The sequence below is a fragment of the Kribbella alba genome (assembly GCF_039529635.1).
GTDB classification, from domain to species: domain Bacteria; phylum Actinomycetota; class Actinomycetes; order Propionibacteriales; family Kribbellaceae; genus Kribbella; species Kribbella alba.
In genome coordinates this window covers 89,492-109,709 of record NZ_BAAANE010000010.1, presented here as the reverse complement: position 1 = coordinate 109,709, position 20,218 = coordinate 89,492, and the positions used below count along the sequence as shown (strand labels likewise).

At 68.6% G+C, this 20,218-nt stretch carries 19 protein-coding genes and 1 riboswitch; of the genes, 11 read left to right on the top strand and 8 right to left on the bottom strand.

The genetic code is table 11. The features are described 5' to 3' along the window. Nucleotides 1-58 precede the first annotated feature (58 nt). Nucleotides 59-1,954 carry an HNH endonuclease signature motif containing protein gene (locus tag ABD210_RS27675; RefSeq protein WP_344115294.1) on the bottom strand — a complete coding sequence of 632 codons (1,896 nt, stop codon included), beginning with the start codon at nucleotides 1,952-1,954 and terminating at the stop codon, nucleotides 59-61. 164 nt (nucleotides 1,955-2,118) lie between these two features. Continuing rightward, a riboswitch (ZMP/ZTP riboswitch) is annotated at nucleotides 2,119-2,204 on the top strand. Between the two features lie 29 nt (nucleotides 2,205-2,233). On the opposite strand from ABD210_RS27675, the gene ABD210_RS27670 reads away from it, so the two are divergent. Then, nucleotides 2,234-3,322 (top strand): phosphoribosylaminoimidazolecarboxamide formyltransferase, encoded by a 1,089-nt coding sequence (locus ABD210_RS27670; protein ID WP_344115292.1) that lies wholly within the window; start codon nucleotides 2,234-2,236, stop codon nucleotides 3,320-3,322. Nucleotides 3,323-3,384: 62 nt separating this feature from the next. Next, nucleotides 3,385-4,398, top strand: a complete 1,014-nt coding sequence (locus ABD210_RS27665) for a hypothetical protein (protein WP_344115290.1) — start codon at nucleotides 3,385-3,387, stop codon at nucleotides 4,396-4,398. A 42-nt stretch (nucleotides 4,399-4,440) separates the two neighbouring features. Here the strand turns inward: ABD210_RS27665 and ABD210_RS27660 are convergent, their stop codons facing one another. From ABD210_RS27660 to ABD210_RS27645, 4 genes are all read right to left on the bottom strand, one after another. Next, nucleotides 4,441-5,031 (bottom strand): DinB family protein, encoded by a 591-nt coding sequence (locus tag ABD210_RS27660; protein ID WP_344115288.1) that lies wholly within the window; start codon nucleotides 5,029-5,031, stop codon nucleotides 4,441-4,443. A gap of 91 nt (nucleotides 5,032-5,122) precedes the next feature. Then, entirely contained in the window at nucleotides 5,123-6,088 is a 966-nt protein-coding gene (locus tag ABD210_RS27655; RefSeq protein ID WP_344115287.1) for an aldo/keto reductase, read from the bottom strand. Beyond that, nucleotides 6,085-6,864 (bottom strand): SDR family NAD(P)-dependent oxidoreductase, encoded by a 780-nt coding sequence (locus ABD210_RS27650; protein ID WP_344115285.1) that lies wholly within the window; start codon nucleotides 6,862-6,864, stop codon nucleotides 6,085-6,087. Before ABD210_RS27650 ends, ABD210_RS27655 begins: the two co-directional genes overlap by 4 nt. Further along, the gene (locus ABD210_RS27645) at nucleotides 6,861-8,195 is read right to left on the bottom strand and encodes an L-fuconate dehydratase (protein WP_344115283.1); all 1,335 of its coding nucleotides are present in this window, start codon (nucleotides 8,193-8,195) and stop codon (nucleotides 6,861-6,863) included. The genes ABD210_RS27650 and ABD210_RS27645 overlap by 4 nt, the downstream gene beginning before the upstream one ends. A 206-nt stretch (nucleotides 8,196-8,401) precedes the next feature. Between ABD210_RS27645 and folP the strand changes: the two genes are divergently transcribed. From folP to ABD210_RS27630, 3 genes are read left to right on the top strand one after another with little or no spacing between them, the layout of a single operon-like run. Then, nucleotides 8,402-9,214 (top strand): dihydropteroate synthase, encoded by an 813-nt coding sequence (gene folP, locus ABD210_RS27640; RefSeq protein WP_425552755.1) that lies wholly within the window; start codon nucleotides 8,402-8,404, stop codon nucleotides 9,212-9,214. Continuing rightward, nucleotides 9,214-9,939 (top strand): pyrimidine reductase family protein, encoded by a 726-nt coding sequence (locus tag ABD210_RS27635; protein WP_344115279.1) that lies wholly within the window; start codon nucleotides 9,214-9,216, stop codon nucleotides 9,937-9,939. The genes folP and ABD210_RS27635 overlap by 1 nt, the downstream gene beginning before the upstream one ends. Nucleotides 9,940-9,989: 50 nt before the next feature. Then, entirely contained in the window at nucleotides 9,990-10,682 is a 693-nt protein-coding gene (locus tag ABD210_RS27630) for a class III extradiol ring-cleavage dioxygenase family protein (RefSeq protein ID WP_344115277.1), read from the top strand. Nucleotides 10,683-10,752: 70 nt separating this feature from the next. Here ABD210_RS27630 and ABD210_RS27625 read toward each other — a convergent pair whose 3' ends face one another. Both ABD210_RS27625 and ABD210_RS27620 read right to left on the bottom strand, forming a co-directional pair. Then, nucleotides 10,753-11,418: a hypothetical protein gene (locus ABD210_RS27625; RefSeq protein ID WP_344115275.1), complete on the bottom strand. Its 666-nt coding sequence runs from the start codon at nucleotides 11,416-11,418 to the stop codon at nucleotides 10,753-10,755. Between the two features lie 58 nt (nucleotides 11,419-11,476). Continuing rightward, on the bottom strand, nucleotides 11,477-12,454 hold the full coding sequence (locus tag ABD210_RS27620) for an ABC transporter substrate-binding protein (RefSeq protein WP_344115273.1): 978 nt from the start codon (nucleotides 12,452-12,454) through the stop codon (nucleotides 11,477-11,479). Between the two features lie 245 nt (nucleotides 12,455-12,699). Between ABD210_RS27620 and ABD210_RS27615 the strand changes: the two genes are divergently transcribed. From ABD210_RS27615 to ABD210_RS27600, 4 genes are read left to right on the top strand one after another with little or no spacing between them, the layout of a single operon-like run. Beyond that, nucleotides 12,700-13,701, top strand: coding sequence for a FecCD family ABC transporter permease (locus ABD210_RS27615; protein WP_344115271.1), 1,002 nt, complete (start codon nucleotides 12,700-12,702; stop codon nucleotides 13,699-13,701). A gap of 32 nt (nucleotides 13,702-13,733) precedes the next feature. After that, a complete protein-coding gene (locus ABD210_RS27610) occupies nucleotides 13,734-14,765 on the top strand; it encodes a FecCD family ABC transporter permease (protein WP_344115269.1) in 1,032 nt (343 codons plus the stop codon). Between the two features lie 2 nt (nucleotides 14,766-14,767). Further along, nucleotides 14,768-15,544 (top strand): ABC transporter ATP-binding protein, encoded by a 777-nt coding sequence (locus tag ABD210_RS27605; protein WP_344115267.1) that lies wholly within the window; start codon nucleotides 14,768-14,770, stop codon nucleotides 15,542-15,544. Further along, the gene (locus ABD210_RS27600) at nucleotides 15,541-16,200 is read left to right on the top strand and encodes a (2Fe-2S)-binding protein (protein ID WP_344115265.1); all 660 of its coding nucleotides are present in this window, start codon (nucleotides 15,541-15,543) and stop codon (nucleotides 16,198-16,200) included. The genes ABD210_RS27605 and ABD210_RS27600 overlap by 4 nt, the downstream gene beginning before the upstream one ends. A gap of 31 nt (nucleotides 16,201-16,231) precedes the next feature. On the opposite strand, the gene ABD210_RS27595 is transcribed toward ABD210_RS27600, so the two are convergent. Then, complete coding sequence (locus tag ABD210_RS27595) at nucleotides 16,232-17,401, bottom strand: peroxiredoxin family protein (protein WP_344115263.1); 1,170 nt, start codon at nucleotides 17,399-17,401, stop codon at nucleotides 16,232-16,234. A gap of 231 nt (nucleotides 17,402-17,632) precedes the next feature. Between ABD210_RS27595 and ABD210_RS27590 the strand changes: the two genes are divergently transcribed. Next, complete coding sequence (locus ABD210_RS27590) at nucleotides 17,633-18,859, top strand: glutamate-cysteine ligase family protein (RefSeq protein ID WP_344115261.1); 1,227 nt, start codon at nucleotides 17,633-17,635, stop codon at nucleotides 18,857-18,859. Continuing rightward, nucleotides 18,856-20,190, top strand: a complete 1,335-nt coding sequence (gene egtB / locus ABD210_RS27585; protein WP_344115259.1) for an ergothioneine biosynthesis protein EgtB — start codon at nucleotides 18,856-18,858, stop codon at nucleotides 20,188-20,190. The genes ABD210_RS27590 and egtB overlap by 4 nt, the downstream gene beginning before the upstream one ends. Nucleotides 20,191-20,218 lie beyond the last annotated feature (28 nt).

Below are 20,218 nucleotides of genomic sequence, written 5' to 3'. Positions count from 1 at the left end.
GGTTGGCGGTGACGGGCCGGCGGTGGCGTGGGTGGTGAGGGGCCGGGCCAGGGGTGTTTTACGGGCCGGGGGATCCGGTGTCGTGGTCGTCGTCCCAGGGTGATTTCCAGATGGTGTCGGTCGCTGTGCTGCTTGGGGCGCGCGCGGTTGTGGCGTGGAGTGGTTCGTCGCCCCAGGGGTTGAGGCGTGCGGTTTCCTCGGGGGTGATCCAGGGGATGTCGCTGGTGTTTGGCCAGGCCGGGGCGCGGCCGGGTGGCCCCTCGTCGCCGGGTGGCTGCTCGTCGCCTGCCGCGCCGGGAGAACCGGCTGCCCCGGGTGAACCGGGTGAACCGGGTGAACCGGGTGAACCGGGTGAACCGGGTGAACCGGGCGCGCCAGGTGTATGTGCGCCGGGTGAACCGGGTGCGGGGCGTGTGTCTGGTGTGGCGGGTGGTCGTCGGCGGTTGAGGCGTGGGAGGCGGCCGGGTTCGGCCCAGGTGGGTCGGGTGACGGTGACGCGGCCGCGGGTGATGGTGATGGTCCAGTGGCCGTGGTGGATCTGGATATGGTGGGCTCGGCAGAGCAGGACCAGATTCCACATCGCGGTGGGTCCGCCGTCGATCCAGTGGATCAGGTGGTGGGCGTCGCATTGGATGGGTGGTGCTCCGCACACGACGCAGCCCTTGTCACGATAGTTGAGTGCCCGGCGCATCGCGCGGTTGACGAACCGTTCCTCCTTCCCGACATCCAGGGGTTCGGAGTCGGTGCCGAGGATGATGGGGACGACGCCGGCGTCGCAGGCGAGGCGGCGGACGGCGGCGGCGGACAGGTTGCCGCCGTAGACGAACCGGCCGAATCCCGGGTTGGTGTGGTCGAGGGCGCCGAGCCCATCGAACCCACCGACCCCGCCGAGCCCGGCGAGCTCCTCAAACCCCTCGAGCCCACCGACCCCGCCGAGCCCGGCGAGCTCCTCAAACCCCTCGAACCCGCCGTTCCCATCGAGCCCGCCGAGCCCGTCGTTCCCGCCGCCTTCGGCGTTCCCGCCATTCCGGCCGTTGCCGGTGATGGTGGCGGCGACGGCGTTTTGGAGGTCGGTGAGGTCGATGGTGACGGTGATGTGGGGTTTGATGGCGCCGTGGCCGGTGGTGCCGGCACCGGCGGCGGCGTTCAGCACCGTGGTCAACGCGTCGGCTTGCCGCTTGTCGCGGGAGCGGGGGTCTTGTTCGCCGTCGATGGTCTTGTGGGGTTTGGCGTTGGCGTCGATGAGGGTGTTGAGCAACTCTGCGTTTTCGTTGGCGAGGAACCCGCCGAATTTCAGGCCGTGGTCGGCGTTCTTCATCCAGAACGCCTCGCGGGCGTAGGCCTTGTCCTCGGCCGGTTCGGGTCCGTCGGTGTCGAGCAACTCCAGGATTTGTCGGCCGAGGTCGCGCAGGTCGCCGGGTGGCAGGTGCCGCGCGGCCCGCACCATCTGCTCCTCGGCCGCGACCACATCCTCCACCGGCACCGTGGTCGGGACCTTTTCCAGCGCGGACACGATCGCCCTCGCCTGGGCCAGGTGCAGCAGCACCGGCGCCTCCGCACCGGCGTCCCCCTCGGCGCCGTCGCCTTCCAGCGCGGCACTGTCACTGTCCCCGCCATTTTCACCGTCGGTGTTGCTGCCGGTGTCGTTCTGATCGTCGTCTAGGTCGTCGGTGGGCGTGGGTAGGGCGGCGGTGACGAGTTCGTACTTGGGCAGCGCGGCGGCGAGTTTGAGGTCGCGGCGGACGTCGGCTTTGTTGAGGCGGTGCCGAAGCGACACGAGTTCGGCGGTGTCGCGGGCGCCGAGCTGTTTGGCGTGGCCGCCGGCGTCGAAGCCGGCCAGGAGTTGGAGCCGGTAGGTTTCCAGCCGGGTGATCTCGTCGCGCACTGCGTCGAGGGCGGTCAGCTGTTCGCTGCCACTCATCGACCACACCGGCCGCATCTCCACGAGATCCATACCGACAACTCTAGAGGTGCCCGCCGACAGTTTCTGTGCCGAGAACCCGTTATAAATAAGGGATCCCGTGATGCACCAAAACCCGCCAAGTTGTCCACAGCAACCGTAGACCTGTGGACACAGAGAGCGCCCGTCGGCCTCAGCAAACTCAAGGGAGTTAGGCTGCGGGTGATCGCGACTGGCGAAGGTGGAGCACCACCGGGGAGCGGTTCGCAGTACGAGTTGGGCGTCGTCCGCCTGGGCGCCTTCGGTCAGCAGCAACCTGCTCCGGAGGCATCGATGCGTCTGCGCTACGGCACCAACCCGCACCAACCTGCCGCGATCACATCCGTTCGGGACGGGAGTTCGCCGTTCCGTGTCGTCAACGGCGAGCCCTCCTACATCAACGTCCTGGACGCCGTCGGGGCATGGCAGCTTGTACGTGAGGCGAGCGCGGCCTTCGACGCACCGGCGGCAGCATCGTTCAAACACGTCTCTCCGGCCGGCGCTGCCCTGGCCGGTTCGGTCGATGCCGCTATGCGCAACACCTACGGTCTCAGCGCGGTCAGCCCGGTGACGAGTGCCTACGTGCGCGCCCGCGACGCGGATCCCAAGTCGTCGTTCGGTGATTTCGTCGCGATCTCTCATCCTGTCGATGCCGAGCTGGCCGACCTCCTCAAACGCCTCACCTGCGACGGAATCGTTGCTCCCGGCTACGAAGAAGGTGTCGTAGAAACACTTGCGGCGAAGAAACGCGGGACATTCCTGGTCCTCGAAGCCGACCACGCGTTCGCCCCGCCGGCCGAGGAGGTCCGGGAGATCTTCGGACTACGCCTCACGCAGCGCGCTGACGACGAGCCGCTGACGCGATCGTGGCTGGCCGAGCCGGTGGTCGGAGAGTTGACGGCGGCCGCGGTCGACGACCTGCTGCTGGGGTTGATCGTCCTGCGGTACACCCAGTCCAACTCGGTCGCCTATCTCAAGGACGGAATGACCATCGGCATCGGCGCGGGACAACAGTCTCGCGTGGATTGCACCCGGTTGGCAGGCCAGAAGGCGGATACGTGGTGGCTCCGCCGTCATCCCGGCGTACTGGCTGGATCGACCCAGCCGAGATTGTCCGAGCGGATCGCGCATCAACTCGACTATCTCGAAGCAGACTGGCTCAGTACTGCGGACCGGCAAGCGTGGCTGGCCCGGATGACGGATGTGGCGATGGTGTCCGATGGAGCATTGCCGTTCCGGGACAACGTCGATCACGCCGGGCGTCACGGGGTCCGCTTCATCGCAGAGCCGGGCGGCTCGATTCGAAGCGCCGAGATCGCTGAAGCCTGCAAGGAGCTCGACATCGCCCTCACATGGACCGGCATCCGTCTCTTCCGCCACTAGTCCGAACGAATCCGAGCGGGCGATTCCGGGCGTACGTGGCACGGCTGGCTACGCTCGAAAGTATGGATGGGGTTGGTCCACCAGGCGACCGAGGTACCGGCCAGGACAGCTGGCAGCTGACTGACCTTGAGTTGTTGCCGGGCGGCCGTCATGGCTGGGCGTTGGGGGTCAACGACGATGGCGCGGTGGTCGGTAAGAGCGAGACCGCCGACGGCGCCCGTCATGCAGTGTTGTGGCGCGATGGCCGGATCACTGACTTGGGGACCCTCGGCGGGTCGAACAGCGTGGCGTGCGATGTGAACCGGCACGGGGTCGTGGTGGGAACGAGTGAGACGGCTGGGGGTGCCCGGCACGCCTTTATCTGGAGGGACGGCCAGATGGTCGACCTGGGCGGCCCGGGCAGTCTGGGCGGGACGCTCGTGTGCGCCACCGCGATCAACGATCGTGGCTGGGTAGTAGGCAGCGGCATGACCGCGAAGGGGCGTGTGCATGCGTTCGTGTGGTGGGCGGGCGAGATAATTGACCTCGGCACGCTGGTGCCGGGTGTCGATCAGTCCTCCCACGCGTTCGACGTGAACGACCGCGGCAGGATCGTCGGAGACGCGACGGTGGACACCATGAACACGGTCCCGGTGATGTGGGAGGACGGCCGAATCCACCAGCTGACAGACCTGACCGGCCAATCCATCGCCATTAGCAGCCGGGGCCAGGCCGTGATCTGCGCCAACCCGGAATGCTTCATCTGGTCGCCAGACGACCTGACGACGATCAGTCCCGACGAAGGCCCGATGGTTTTTCGCGCACAAGGCATCGACCGACCGGACCGAGGCTCGAGGTTTGTCCAGGTGGAAGGTATCGGCGGGGAGGGCCGAGTAGTCGGGTGGAACGCCCGGCTCGCGTTCATCTGGCACCGCGGCGAATTCGAGTGGCTTCCTGGCCTCAGCACCGGACAGGCGCAAGCCATGGCTATCAGTGACCAAGGCAGGTTCGTCGCTGGAACTAGTGCCAGCGCACCGGATGGATTGGCGCCGCACCCCGTGGTCTGGACCAAGCGTCACGACGGACGAGCTACGTAACCAGTTTTGGCGTCGGCCGAGAAGCCGCACGGCCGCAACGGGTCAGGGCTTGTCGGGCTCGGCCGCCTTTGCCGCCAGTTCGACGCGGGCGCGGTAGGTCTCCCACCACTGCGCGTCGCGCTCCGGCATGTTCGAGTTCTTGGCGTTCATCCCCACTGCGCCGTCCAGCTGCTCGCGAAGGATGTCTGCGTGGCCCGCGTGTCGGTTCGTCTCCGCGACTACGTGGACCAGGATCTGGTGCAGCGTGACTTCGCCGCTTGTCCACCAGGGCACCCGGCCGGGCGCGTCGAGGTCGAGAGCGTCGATCGTCGCGTCCGCGTGCGCCCACACGCGCTGGTAGCAGTCGACGATCTCGGCGCGCGTCTCGTCCTCGGTGGCGAACGAGTCGGCGTTGGGGTCCGCGTCGTCGTCCCACCACGGCAGGTGTTCGGGGAAGGGGCGCCCGAAGGTGTCGCCGAAGTACCCGGCCTCCACGATCGCCAGGTGCTTGATCAGGCCGAGGAGATTGGTCCCGGTCGGAGTCAGCGGGCGGCGGATGTCGTACTCGCCAAGCCCGTCGAGCTTCCAAACCAGCGCCCCGCGCGCCGACCGCAGATAACCGTGCAGGGTCTTCTTGGCATCAGCATCATTCACGACCAAGAGCTTGCCATCCGCAGGGGTCGGGCTTCCGCAAAGGCCAGGGCGATTCACTCGGCGAAGGAGGAGCACGTAGGGGTCCGCAGTACTAGGTGGGCGTGGGGGCGTCCTTGCGCAGTAGACCCGCGGACTTGAGGTCGGACCAGAGGGCGTCGGGGATCTTGGTGCGGGAAAGGGCAGCGTTGGTGTGGACCTCGTCGGCGGTTCGGCAGCCCACGGCTATTCCGGCGACCGCTGGGTGGTGGAGGGGGAAGTTGAGGGCCACGGCGGGGAGCGTGACTCCGTGGGATTCGCAGACGTCGGCGAGTTTGTTGGCCTTGTCAACGAGTGCAGCGGGTGCGGGGGCGTAGTTGAAGGTCGCGTCGGCCGCGGGGCGGGGTTGCGAGAGGAGGCCTGAGTTGAAGACGCCTACGGCAACTACCTGTACGTCGTTCTCGACGCAGGCCGGCATCACATCGTCCAGGCCGTCCGGGTCGAGGAGGGTGTATCGGCCGGCCAGCATGATGACGTCGAGGTCGACCTCGCGGACGAACCGGGTGAGCATCGCGGTCTGGTTCATACCGGAGCCGATCGCGCCGATCACGCCCTGGTCGCGCAGTTCGATCAGGGTCGGGAAGGCCGTCGCGACCGCCTCGTCGAAGTGGTCGTCGGGGTCGTGGACGAAGACCACGTCGAGGCGGTCGGTACCGATCCGTCGGAGTGAGTCCTCGATGCTCTGGAGGACGCCGTCGCGGCTGAAGTCCCAGCGGCGGCGGCGCTTCGAGACCACCGCGAAGCCCTCGTCGTCTGCGGCGTCGGTGTCGGCCTCGTAGATGATCCGCCCGACCTTGCTGGACAACACGTACTCCGAGCGCGGTTTGCCCGCGAGCCCCGCACCCAGGCGCTGCTCGGCGAGACCGAGTCCGTAGTGCGGAGCCGTGTCGAAGTAGCGCCAGCCTTCATCCCAAGCGGCCTGGACGGTCGCGGTCGCCTCCTCGTCGGCGACGGGCGTGAACAGACCGGCCAGCGGAGCCCCGCCGAGACCGATCCGAGAATCCTCTGGAAAGAGCTTCATGACTCATCCCCCGAGCCCGAAGGAGCCGTCGCAACCGCCGGAAGCCGCAGGTTCTGCATGCCGCCGTCGACCGCCAGCGCAGTACCGGTGGTCGAACCAGACAGCGGGCTCGCCAGATAGGCGATCGCCGCTGCGACCTCCTCTGCACTGACCAACCGCCCCATCGGCTGCCGAGCCTCGAGAGCAGCCCGCTCCGCCGAGGGGTCCGAGGCGACATCCAGCAGCCGCCCGACCCACGGCGTATCGGCCGTCCCCGGGTTGACGCAGTTCACCCGGATCCCTTCGCGCACGTGATCAGCAGCCATCGCCATGGTCAACGCCAGCACTGCGCCCTTGCTCGCGCTGTAGAGCGCCCGGTTCGGCAGACCCGCCGTCGCGGCGATCGAGCACGTGTTGACGATCGCGGCCGCTGACGAGCGACGCAGGTAGGGGAGTGTCGCTCGGGTGACGCGCGCGATGCCGACCACGTTGACGTCGAGTACGCGGTGCCACTCCTCGTCATCGTTGCCCGCGACCGTTCCCTGCGCGCCGATGCCGGCGTTGTTCACCAGGATGTCGATGCCACCTAGTTGCAGGGCGGCCGCGGCGACGGCGTCGCGGACGGAGTTGTCGTCGCTGACGTCCGCGGCGATCCCGGTCAGCGGGGCCGGCACGTCCGGCTTCAGGTCGAAGATGACGACCTGGGCGCCGCGCGCTGCCAGCAACGAGGCGGCAGCGAGCCCGATGCCCGAGGCGCCTCCGGTCACCACGGCCCGCAGGCCGGCGAAATCCGTCACTTGCCACTCTCCTCTTTCAGCTCGGTCTTCGTCAGGTCCGCCCAGATCTTGCCACTCGGGTACCGGTAGTCGCACAGCGTCTTGGCGTCCATCTCGGACCCGAACCCCGGCAGCGTCGGTGCGACGTAGTGCCCGTCGCGGATCACCACCGGGTCCAGGAAGTGTTCGTGCAGGTGGTCGACGTACTCGATCACCCGGTTCTCGGTGCTGCCGCTGACCGCGACCAGGTCGAACATCGACAGGTGCTGGACCAGCTCGCACAGCCCGACCCCGCCGGCGTGCGGACACACCGGTACGCCGAACTTCGCGGCCAGCAGCAGGATCGCGATGTTCTCGTTGACCCCGGCGACGCGGGCCGAGTCGATCTGCACGAACGACAGCGACTTCGCCTGCAGCAACTGCTTGAAGACGACCCGGTTCTGCGCGTGCTCGCCGGTCGCCACCCGGACCGGCGCGATGGCGCGAGCGATCGCAGCATGGCCGAGGATGTCGTCGGGGCTGGTCGGCTCCTCGACCCACCACACGTCGTACGGCTTGAGCGCCTCGATCCAGGTGATCGCGTCTGCCACGTCCCAGCGCTGGTTGGCGTCGATCGCGATCCGGATGTCCGGGCCGACCGCCTCGCGGGCCAGCCGCATCCGGCGGATGTCGTCGTCGAGGTTCGCGCCGACCTTGAGCTTGATCTGGCTGAACCCCTCGGCCACCGCCTCCTGGCACAGCCGCACCAGCTTGGCGTCGTCGTACCCGAGCCAGCCGGGCGTCGTCGTGTACGCCGGGTAGCCCCGCTCGCGCAGCAACTTCTCCCGCTCACCCCGGCCCGGCACAGCGGCGTACAGGATCTCCAGCGCCTCCTCGCGGGTGAGCGCGTCGGTGAGGTACCGGAAGTCGACCAGGTCGACGAGCTGTTCGGGGGTGAGGTCGGAGAGGAGTTTCCACAGCGGCACGCCGGCGCGTTTCGCGGCGAGGTCCCAGACGGCGTTCACGACCGCCCCGATCGCCATGTGCATGACGCCCTTCTCGGGGCCGAGCCAGCGGAGTTGGGAGTCGTGCACCAGCGACTTCCAGAAGCCGCCGAGGTCGGCCAGCGTGGCGTCCAGGTCGAGTCCGAGCACGTGGTCGCGGAGCGCCTCGATCGCGCCGGTCTGGACGTCGTTGCCGCGCCCGATGGTGAAGGCGAACCCGTGCCCTTCCAGTCCGTCGCCGGCGTCGGTGCGCAGGATCAGGTACGCCGCGGAGTAGTCCGGGTCGGCGTTCATCGCGTCGGATCCGTCCAGGTGCAGCGACGTGGGGAAGCGGACGTCGTAGGTCTCGAACTCGGTGAAGCGCGGCATGGATACCCGTCCTGTGATCCGATCTGTCGGACGGATCCTATAGGATATGTGGCACATCCGCACCGGCTGGGCTTAATTCATCCGATCAATGGCCGAAGTCCGGCCCTGAGCCGCCGGATAGAGTCGGGGGCGTGGCTGACGACCAGGCGGTTCCCGGTGTACTGCGGCTGGGCCACCGCTCCTTCGCCCCCGGCGAGTTCGCGCTGATGGCGATCGTGAACCGGACCCCCGACTCGTTCTTCGACCGCGGCGCCACGTACGCCACCGAGGCGGCGTACGAGGCGATCGACAAGGCGGTCGCCGATGGCGCCGACCTGGTCGATATCGGCGGGGTCAAGGCCGGCTACGGCGAACCGGTCAGCGAGGAGGAGGAGCTCCGCCGCACGGTGGACTTCGTCGCGGGGATCCGCACGCGGCATCCCGACCTGGTGATCAGCGTCGACACCTACCGCAGCGGCGTCGCCCGGCGGGTCGGAGCGGCCGGCGCGAACCTCATCAACGACACCTGGGCCGGCTCGGACCCTGAGATGGCGGCAGCCGCGGCCGAGGTCGGTGCCGGGCTGGTCTGCAGCCACGTCGGCGGCCTCACGCCGCGGACGGATCCACACCGGATGGCGTACGACGACGTCGTGGCTGATGTGATCCGGACGACCACCAGGCTGGCGGAGGGCGCGGTCGCCGCGGGGGTCAGCCGCGACGCGATCGTCATCGACCCGACCCACGACTTCGGCAAGAACACCCTGCAGTCGCTCGAGCTGACCCGGCGGCTGGACGAGCTGGCCGCGACCGGCTGGCCCGTGCTCGTCGCGGTCTCCAACAAGGACTTCATCGGGGAGACGCTCGATCTCCCACCGGGGCAGCGGGGTTCCGGTACGTTGGCCGCTCTGAGCATCTCGGCCTGGCTCGGTGCCCGGGTCTTCAGGGTTCACGACGTGTCGGCCGCCCGCCAGGCGCTCGACCTGATCGCAGTACTGCGGGGCTCGGCCCAGCCCGCCGGAACCAGAAGGAGCCTGGCTTGATGCGTCGACTGGAAGAGCTGTCCGCCGAAGAGGTGATCGGGGCCTACCAGGTCGAGGATCGGTCGGTGCCGCATCTGCGCAGCAACTTCGTGTCCAGCATCGACGGCGCGGTCGAGATCGACGGCCAGTCGAAGTCTCTGGCCGGCCCGGCCGACAGCGAGCTGTTCGGCAAGTTGCGGATGCTCAGCGACGTGGTCCTGGTCGGCGCCGGAACGATCCGGATCGAGGGCTACAACCCGCTGCGGCTGGGGGCCGAGCGCAGGAAGTGGCGCCAGGCCAACGGGCTGGCGGAGAACCCGACGCTCGCGATCGTGTCGTCGCGGCTCGACCTCGACCCGATCAACCAGGTGTTCCACTCGCCGGTCAGGCCGCTGGTGATCACCCACGCCGCCTCTCCGCCTGATCGTCGGGCGGCGCTCGCCGAAGTGGCCGACGTACTGGTGTGTGGTGCGGCGGAGGTCGATCTTGCCGCAGTGGTGGGAACGCTGGCGGAGCGCGGATTGCCGCAGATCCTGTGCGAAGGCGGCCCGCATCTGTTGGGCGCGCTGACCGAGGCCGATCTGGTGGACGAGATGTGCCTGTCGATCGCGCCGCTGCTCACCGGGCCCGGTGCCGGGCGGATCACCGCCGGGGCGTTCGAGACGGTCACCCGGCGGCTTACGTTGACCTCCGTACTCAGCGCCGACGACGGCTACCTCTTCCTCCGCTACCTCCGCGCCTCCTGACTCCTGCCGCTGCGTCCGAGCCCTCTGGCGGGCTCGTCTACGGTGGGGAGGTGCCTATCGTCAGCGCTGCGGTCTGCCCGCATCCGCCGCTTCTGGTTCCTGCTGTCGCCGGAGGCGCTGCGGCTGAGTTGGACGACCTGAGGGCCGCCTGCCTCAGCGCGATCGATCAGCTCGCTGACGCGGACCGGTTGGTGATCGTCGGCTCTGGACCCGTCACCGGCAGCCGGTACGACGCGGCGGCGGGCGGCAGCTTCGGCCCGTACGGCGCGCCCGGTGTGCGAGTTGGCTCGGGCGAACCCGTGTTGCCGTTGTCCCTGCTGATGGGGAGCTGGCTCGTGTCGCAGAGCAAGGCCGCAGTACTGCCCCGGACGTCGCTCACCGTGGCCGCCGATGAAACCGTCGCGGCCTGCCTCGAACTCGGCCAGGAAGTTGCCGCTAGCAATGATCGGGTGGCGCTGCTGGTGATGGGGGACGGGTCCGCCCGGCGCAGCGAGCATTCGCCGGTCCACCTGCATCCGCGCGCGGAGATCTTCGACAGTACGGTGGCGGCCGCGCTCGACCTGGCTGACGCGACAACCCTTGCTGCGCTGGACCCTGAACTCGCGCTGGAACTCCAGGCCCCCGGTCGAGCCCCCTGGCAGGTCCTAGCCGGCGCGGCAGCCTCCGCCGAGCTGACGGGAGACCTGCTGTACCACGCGGCGCCGTACGGAGTGGGCTACTTCGTGGCGAGCTGGACGCTGTAGGACTTCGGGGCACGGACGCCGAGTCGCTGCAGACGGCCGCCCCGCTGGCCGTCGCGCTGGCGGCACGGGGTTATGGACGTGTGGGGGGCGGTTCCACCTGGACGTCGGGCCAGCTATTGGCGGTGGCTGCCAGGTCTTCGTGACCCGCTTGGCTTAGCTGGTTCGTCAGTTCTACCCGGGCGGCTCTGACCGCGTCGGCTGCCTCGTCGGAGGTGGGGTAGGGGCCGGACCAGTTGCAGACTGCATCTCCGGCGAACCAGTCGCCGGCCGAGTTACGTCGTACGTGCGAAGCGGCCAAGCGGTCGGCGGGGAGGGCGTCGCCACGTTCGGCGGCGATCGCGATGACGGCGTCGACCGTGACGACCTCGGCGCTGAGGTCCGTGAGCGGTTGCAGGTGTACGGCGTCGGTGAGGATGAACTCGTAGCCCGCGGGTGCCCGGGTGGACAACCAGGCGAACGTCTCGCGGGCGGTCTCCTCGAGCTTGCGGGAGTTTTCGGGGTCGGCGAGCGTGTGGACGCCGCACAGCCTGGTGTGGGTGGGGCGCAGTTCGTTCTGCCAGAGCCTGACCTGGAGTTCCTCGCGCCCGGACAAGCGCCGGCCGAGGATCCGGGCCAACCCGACGACGTCGAAGTTCAACTCGTCCGGCGTCCGCTTCCGCCCCGGTTCGAGCGGCTCACCCGGCAACGACCCCCGCGTAGTCCACGGCCCGACGTGCCACCTCTCCAGCCCGCTCATAACCTGACCCTACCCAGCCCCACGACCCCAACTCGCGCCGCCGACGCCGGGCGTCCGGTCAGCTCTTGGTCGGCGCGGGGACGGTGAAGGTGTTGGCGAGGTCGGTGAGGATCGCCCAGGCGCCCTGCAGGCCGACCGCGGTCATCCAGGTGAGGTCCGGGACCTCGTGCACCTTCGGGGCGAGCGGCTTCCACAGCGGGTTCGCCTTGAACTGATCGGCGGTCTTCGCGCTCAGGCCCTTGTCGTCCGCGTACGTCGCCACGAAGATCGCGTCAGCATCCGCGTCCTTGATCCGCTCGGCGCTGATCTCAGCCGCGAACCCGTCGACGTCCTGCGACTTCGGCCGCTTCAGCCCGGCGTCCTTGAGCACGATCCCGGAGAAGCTCGCGTTCTGGTAGAGCCGGGTCGGCCCGTCCACGAACCGCACCACCGAGACCGTCGGGTTGTCGGCCTTCGCGTTGATCGCCGCACCGACAGCCTTGGCTGCCGCCTCGTACGACGTGATTTCCTTCTCGGCCAGGGCTTCCTCGCCGAGCGCCTTCGCCTCGAGCCGGATGTTGTCCTTCCAGGTCGGCCCGGTCGTCTCTGACATCACCGTCGGCGCGATCTTGCTCAGCTGCTCGTACAACTTCTCGTGCCGTACCTTCGCCGAGATGATCAGGTCCGGCTTGAGCGCCGCGATCTTCTCGAGATTCGGCTCGGCCAACGTCCCGACGCTCGCTGCCTCAGCCCCGTACTGCGTCCGCTCGTCGCCCAGGTAGTCCGGCAACTTCCCGTTGATCGTGCGGTAGTCCGTGTACCCGACGACCGGCGTATCCAGCACGAAGGTGGCATCCACGAAGCTGGTGTCGAGCGCAACCACCCTCTTCGGCTTCGTCCTCACCTCCGTCTTGCCCATCGCGTGCTCCACGGTCCGCGGGAATCCATCGGTCGACCCGGCTCCTGCCGACGAGTTCTCCTTCTCGGACCCACCCCCACAACCCGACAACGCCAGAGCAGCAACGACGAACAGAGCACCAAAGCGGCGGACGCTCACAAGATCTCCCCAGCCGATCGACAACAAGTCCCCGCACCCTACTCCACCAAGGTAAGGGTCCCCTAACTACTGTGCCTGGATCGGAGGCGGACTGCGCCCCGCTCGGACGGGGCCGGCGTGGTCCCCGCGCCGGGTCTGAGCCGGGGTGGTTCCCGTTGGTCGGGTGGCTGTCGGGGCTGGTGTTCGGCGGATCTGGCGGAGGTGGGCTGGGGCGGTTGGGTAAGGGTCACCTAAGATCCTCTGGCATGAGGCCTGTCCGGGGTGTGTCCAGGCCTGTGGCGTTGGTGGGGCTGGTGTTGGTGGTGGGGGTGGCATTCGGGGCGAGTTTGGTCTTCGGGACTCGGTGGGTGGGGCCGGGGGCGGTGGTGCGGGCGTTGGTCGAGCCCGCGGGGACTGATGCGGATGTGATTGTGCGGAGTCTGCGATTGCCCAGGGCCGTGGTGGCGTTGTTGATCGGGGCATGCCTAGGTGTCGCCGGAGCGCTGATGCAGGGACATACGCGCAACGCCCTGGCCGAGCCGGGGATCTTCGGGGTCAGTGCCGGCGCTGCTGTGGCGGTGGTGCTCGGGCTGCAGGTCGGGGTGGTGGAGTCGGTCGGGTCGGCCGTGTGGTGTGCGTTGGCGGGCGCGTTGGCGGCGACCTTCGGGGTGCAGCGGTTGGCCTCGCGGGGGAGCGGGGCGACCCCGGTCGGGTTGGCCTTGACGGGTGCCGCGGTAGCCGCGATGTTGGGGGCGGTGACGTCGGCGATCGTGCTGCTCGACGCTGACACCTTGGACGGGTACCGCTTCTGGGCGGTGGGTTCCGTGGCCGGCCGGGGGCTCGATGTCGCGAGCCAGGTGTTGCCGTTCGCCATCGTCGGGCTGGTCCTCGCCATCATCAATGCGCGTGACCTCGACTTGCTTGCCCTGGGCGACGATGTGGCCGCTGGGCTTGGATTGTCCGTACGCCGGGCGCGGCTCGTCGGGCTACTGGCGATCGGGCTGCTCACCGCCGCGGGTGTCGCCGCCTGTGGGCCGATCGGGTTCCTAGGGCTGTTGGCGGGCCACGTCGCGCGCAGGATCTTCGGTGCCCGCAACAGCTGGCTGATTCCGGCCGCCGGGTTGACCGGAGCTGCCGCACTGATCCTGGCGGACCTGGTCGGGCGGCTCGTCGGAGGAGCCGGCGAGGTCCAGGCGGGCGTAGTACTGGGGATCGTCGGGGCGCCGCTGTTCGTGCTCGTCGTACGGCGCCGGGCGGTCGCGTTGTGACGGCCGTCGAGGAAGCAGTCAGCAAACCAGCCGTGGCCAAACCACGGACGATGGTGCTCGCGGCAACCTTCGCCGTAGCGGCTGTGGTTGTCGCGTTGTTCTCGTTGAGCCTCGGTACGACGAAGTTGCCGCTCGACGAGGTATTGCGCACGTTGCTAGGCGCTGGTGACAGCGGCACCCAGTTGATCGTGCTCGAACTGCGACTGCCAAGAGTCGCGACGGGATTGCTGGTGGGGATCGCGTTCGCGGTCTCCGGCGCGCTGTTGCAGACCTTGTCGCGCAATCCGCTGGCCAGCCCGGACATCGTCGGGGTGAACTCCGGCGCATCGGCAGCAGCGGTCACGGTGATCGTGCTCGCGGGCAGCGGCGGCGGGAATCTCTCCGGGGCAGCCGCCAAAGTCGGGTTGCCGCTGGCCGCTGTGCTCGGCGGACTCCTCGCCACGTTGACCGTCGGACTACTCTCGATCCAGCGCGGTGTCGTCGATGCCAGCCGAGTGGTCCTGATCGGCGTCGGTGTTGCCGCCGCGGCGAACTCGTTGGTGGCCTGGCTGCTGGTGGTCGGCGATGTCACGGACGCAGGCCGGGCGGCTGCCTGGCTGGCCGGTTCGCTCAACGCGCGGACCTGGTCAGATGCGATACCGGTCGGCCTGGCGGTGCTGATTCTGTTGCCAGTGGCAATGATGTTCAACCGGGACCTGTCCGCGCTGGTGCTCGGCGATGACGTCGCCGCCTCGCTCGGGGTGCGGGTCTCCCGCGCGCGACTCCTTCTCCTCATCGTGGCGACCGTCCTGGCGGCGATGGCAACCGCCGGAGCCGGGCCGATCGCGTTTGTCGCGCTCGTGGCTCCACAGATCGCGCAGCGACTCGCGCGGGTGGACCGGCCGCCGCTGCTGACGACCGCGATGCTCGGCGCGCTGTTCGTGACGTTGGCTGATCTCGTGGCGCGGAACGGCCTGCAGGTGCTGCGGGTCGGCCCGTACGAGTTGCCCGTCGGGGTGGTCACCGCCGCGGCAGGAGCGCCGTACCTGCTTCAGCTCATCGGTCGTCAGCAGAAGGGGCGTTGACCGTGCTCGTCGATAACCTCACCCTCGGGTACGGCACCGACAAACCTGTCGTGTCGAGGCTCGACCTCGACGTGCCGACCGGGCAGTTGACGGCGATCCTGGGGCCGAACGGCTCCGGCAAGTCGACCCTCCTGAGAGGAATGAGCAGGCTCCTCAGTCCTCGGACAGGCCGGGTCCTGCTGGACGGAAAGGACATCCACAAACTGCCGGCGCGCGACCTCGCCCGGCAGTTGGGCGTTCTCCCGCAAGGGCCGGTCACCCCAGAAGGCATCACCGCCGCGGAGTTGGTGTCCCGTGGCCGGCACCCGCATCGCGGGCTGTTCGCGCGACTCACCTCGGAGGACGAGCAGGCTATCGACGACGCGCTGGCTGCAGTCGAGCTCGCTGAGCTACGCGACCGCCCGGTGGACCAGTTGTCCGGTGGCCAGCGGCAACGAGTGTGGATCGCGATGGTGCTTGCGCAGGGCACCCAGCACCTGCTGCTCGACGAGCCCACGACATACCTGGATCTGGCTCACGCGGTGGACGTGATGAACGTCGTACACGCGGCCGCGCACACCTCCGGCCGGACTGTGGTGACCGTGCTGCACGACCTGACGTTGGCAGCGCAGTACGCCGACCACCTGGTGGTGATGGGTGACGGGCAGATCGCGGCGCAGGGGCGCCCCGTGGAGGTGCTGAGCGAGGAACTGCTGGCGGAGGTGTTCGGCCTGCGGGCGATCGTGGTCGAGGTCGGGGGAGCTCCGGTGGTGGTGCCCGACCGTACGCTGTCGGCATGACGTACACCGCGAGCCGTCTCGCGGACATCCTGGACGGCGAGGTGCCTTGGCTGTCCGTCCGTACTGCGTCTGCGCCCCCTGGGCCCGAGTGGATCACCTGCGCTGAGCTGCTGGCGGATCAGCAGGCCGGGGGCGACCCGACGTACGGGTGGCGCAAGGCGCTGCAGGACGACTACGCGCGCGAGTACGAGATCGAGCCGCCGGTGCAGGTGGCCGCGATGTTCGTGCTCATGTGGTACGTCCAGGTGCCGTCGATCGTGGCTGGTGTCTCCACCGCGCTGACGGGGGTTTCGCCTGAGGTGTCGCCCGAGGCGCTGGCGTTCAGGCGTCACCCGATGGCGCACTACCCCGCCGAAGTGGCGCTGCTCTCCGACAAGGTGATTGGGCTGGACCACGCGGCGGCCCAGCTCGAGACGCACACGCGTGCGTTCACGGACAGCTACCGACCTGGCGTGAAGCTGAGCTCGCTGCAACGGCTCGGCGCGGTCGAGGACGAACTTCGCGCGGCGCTCCGCCTGCCCGACGAGCCGCCGTACGCCGCCGAAGCAGCCGCAGCTTTCGGGATCCGGCTCGACCAACAGGTGCGTACGTCGTGCTGCTTCGTCTACGCCCTTCCCAACGTGAAGCCCTGCGGCGGGTGCCCCCGCATCAGCTGACCTGGTGGCTCACAGTGAACAGCCCGACGCGTCAATTGAGCGCCGCGAGGCTCTGCGTCATCTGCTGCTTGGTCGGGACACGGTCGTAGGCCGCGGCGATCTTGCCATCGGAGCGGACGAAGACGAAGGCCACCATTTCGGTCAACCCGAAGCTGTTCTGAACCACCGGCGTCTCTTCATGGGCGAGGGTGAGCGTGACCCCGGGCACGACCAGGGGATATCCGGGCTTACCCAGGTCACCTATCTGCACTCCGAGCACCCTCGGCTTGGTGCCGTTGCCGGTCAGGGTCTGCAGCGCGAGTAGCGCTTCACGGCATCCCGGGCATACCTCACCCTTCTCGTCGAAGGCCAGGTCCGACGAGAAGAACGCCAGAACGAAGGGTTTGCCAGCCAGATCATGCAGCCCGATCCGGCTGCCCTTCACCAGCTGCAACGTGAAGTCGGGGGCCTGGGCTGGGGAGGCCTTCTTGGCCGCGATGACGGTCACCTCGGCGCCGGCCGGCGGCATGGTCGAGAAGGTCTTCGCATCGGTCTTCGGGTTCAACACCAGCTTCTCGGCTACCAGGTCCGGCGCCTTCAGCAGGATCCCGGTTGCCTGGTCGACCCAGAGGTCGCCCGGCGCGGGCGCTGCTGGATCCGGGCTTGCAGTCACGCACCGGTATCCCGCCGCGAGCCGGCCGAGCATGGGCTGCGTGGTCTTGAGGTGGGTGCACCCCGGAGCCCGCGCCGCGGACCACAGGTTCGTCTGCCAGCTGGTGATCGCCGTGAACTCGTTCGGGTGTTCGCGGGGAGCCTCGTAGACGGTGTACGGCGGAGCGTTCTGCTCTGAGAACACCAGCATCCGGGTGCCGTCCCACGTGTAGACGGCCTCCTCCCCGACGACGCCCGGCTCGGCGTACAGCGATTCCTTGACGCGCATCTTCGTGGCGCCGTCGGTGACCACGTTGTAGCGGAACTGCCCGGTGGATTGGTCCTCGTTGATCTGCACGAGGTAGGTGACCTCGACCGGCTGCGGCCCCCGACGCGTCGTACCGGTCGAGGGAGGCATTGTGCTGGGCAGTGCCGGAGCAACCACGCTCGGGCTGGGATCATCCGTAGGCCCAATCCCCTCTCCGACGGTCATGCCGCATCCGCCGACGGCCAGGAGAGAGGTCGCAGCCGTCAGTACCGTCCAGCGCAGGCCGGTGCGCAGATTCGCCATGTGGTTGCCCCCACGTCGCGGCAAGCCCCCCGCCCGTCCACGTTCCTCCCGGTCAACCCTGTGAGCAAGACCCTGGCTGATCCGGCCGCGGAATATTGTCGGTGGCGCCCGGCACTATGTCGGGCATGATCCAGAACGAGTGGTGCGGGGCCGCCGATCCGGCTGGCATGTCATCCATGAGTAACCCGTTGTCGGTTGTCCCGGTCCCCGGACGCGGTTAGGTTCGATGACGTGACGGAGCCTGGTGGTTTCCCGGCGACGACTCCGATCGGCTCCCGTGTGGAGGCGGAGGGTTACGTCGCGATGGTGTGCTTCAAGCATGGTCCTCCCCGGCTGCAGGGCATCGAGCTGGAGTGGACGGTGCATCACGCGGATGATCCGCACCGATCTCTCGACGCCGAACAACTCAGCAAGGCCCTGGGCGCCCACGCGCCTACCACCCTGGTGCCAGGCAGCCCGCAGCTGCCACTTGGCCGGGGTGCACTGGTCACTGTCGAGCCGGGTGGCCAGGTGGAGATCTCAGGTCCCGCCTCCGCCTCTGTCCCGAGGTTGATCGAGGACACCGCCGCCGACGCGGCCCAACTCACCGCTCTCTTGCACGCTGCCGGTCTGGTTCCGGGTGATCACGGCCTCGACGCCTTCCGCCCGCCCCGCCGCATCCTCACCGTTCCCCGGTACGCCGCGATGGAACGCGCCTTCCAGCAGCTCGGCCCGCACGGCCCCCGGATGATGTGCAGCACCGCTGGTCTGCAGATCTGCTTGGATGCCGGTGAAGCCGATCAGACGACGACCCGCTGGCGCGCTCTCCACGATCTCGGTCCGGCGCTGGTCGCGCTGTTCGCGAACTCCCGCCGCAGGGAAGGCTCGGACACCGGCTGGGCCTCCGCCCGGACCGAGGCCACCTTCGGCACCTGCGCGCCCTTCACGGAACCACCTCCGCTGGATGGCGATCCCGCTGCCGCGTGGGCCCGGACGGCGATGGAGGCACCTGTGCTGTGCTTCCGCCGCGGTCACAACTGGGACGCGCCCGCAGGTCTCACCTTCGGTGCGTGGGCGGATGGCGCCCTGCCCGACGACAGACCGTCGTACGAGGATCTGGACTACCACCTGTCCACCCTCTTCCCGCCGATTCGGCCGCGGGGATATCTCGAGGTGCGCTACCTCGACGCCCAGCAGGGCGACGGGTGGATCGCGCCGACACTGCTACTGACCGCGCTGATGTCCGATCCGGCCGTGATCGACCAGGCACTAGCCGCGGCCGAGCCGGCCGCGGGTCGATGGTTCCCGGCGGCCCGCGAGGGCCTCGACGACAAGTTGGTGCTGCAGGCCGCACGTGACGTGGTCGACCTGGGTACCACCGTCCTGGACCGCACCGGCGTCGATCACGAACTGCTCGACCAAGTCGCAACCCGACTGCACTGCATCGTCGACGACACCCACAGAAGGCGAGCATCATGACCCACCAACTGTCCGAGCTGACCGCCGAGGGCCTGCGCGCATTCGTCGCCGAGCAGCTGGATCGCTCGCGGTCCCGGACCGTGCAGCTGACCGACGCGGTCGACACAGACGACCTCGTCCGCCAGCACTCGAAACTGATGTCACCGCTGGTCTGGGACTACGCGCACATCGGCAACCAGGAAGAGCTCTGGCTGGTCCGCGACGTCGGCGGCCGCGAGCCGGTCCGGCAAGACATCGACGAGCTGTACGACGCGTTCATGCACGCGCGGGCGGATCGTCCTTCGCTGCCGCTGCTGGGTCCGACCGAGACTCGCGCCTACGTGGTGGAGGTGCGGGACAAGGTGCTCGACGTGCTGGATCACGTGAAGTTCGACGGTGGTCGCGAGCTCGTCGACAACGCGTTCGCCTTCGGCATGATCGTGCAGCACGAGCAGCAGCACGACGAGACGATGCTCGCCACCCACCAGCTGCGCACCGGAGTTCCTGTGCTCGATTCTCCCGCGCCACCGGCCGGGCGACGGCTGGCCCGGCCCGAGGTGCTCGTACCGGGTGGAGTGTTCGAGATGGGTACGTCGGTCGAGCCCTGGGCGCTCGACAACGAACGACCCGCTCATGCGGTCCGCGTCGCGCCGTACGTGATCGACACGGCTCCGGTCAGCAATGGGGACTACCTGAAGTTCGTCACGGCCGGCGGATATGCGGATCCGAAGTGGTGGTCCGACGCCGGGTGGGCGCAGGTGCAGAAGGCTTCGCTGGACGCGCCGCGGTTCTGGGAGCAGGTCGACGGCGAGTGGCTGCGCACGAGATTCGGGCACCGCGAGCTGCTGCCCCTCGACGAGCCGGTGATGCATGTCTGCTTCTACGAGGCCGAGGCCTATGCGGCGTGGGCGGGGAAACGGCTGCCGACCGAGGAGGAGTGGGAGTTCGCCGCGCGGTTCGACCCGGCGACCGGGCGGACGCGGCGCTTCCCCTGGGGCGACGACAACCCTGGCCCGCGGCACGCGAACCTCGGTCAGCGGCACTTGCGGCCCGCGCCGGTCGGGGCGTACCCCGCAGGTGCTTCGCCGTTGGGGGTGGAGCAGCTGATCGGGGATGTCTGGGAGTGGACGAGCAGCGACTTCACGCCGTACCCGGGGTTCCGCGCCTTTCCGTACGACGAGTACTCGCTGGTGTTCTTCGGCAGCGACTACAAGGTGCTGCGCGGCGGTTCGTTCGGTACCGATGAAGTGGTCGCCCGCGGCACCTTCCGGAACTGGGACTACCCGATCCGGCGGCAGATCTTCGCCGGCTTCCGGTGCGCCCGCGATCCCCGTCCGGGGGAGCTGGGCTAGTGGGCTTCAGCAGTAGTGCACGGGGAGA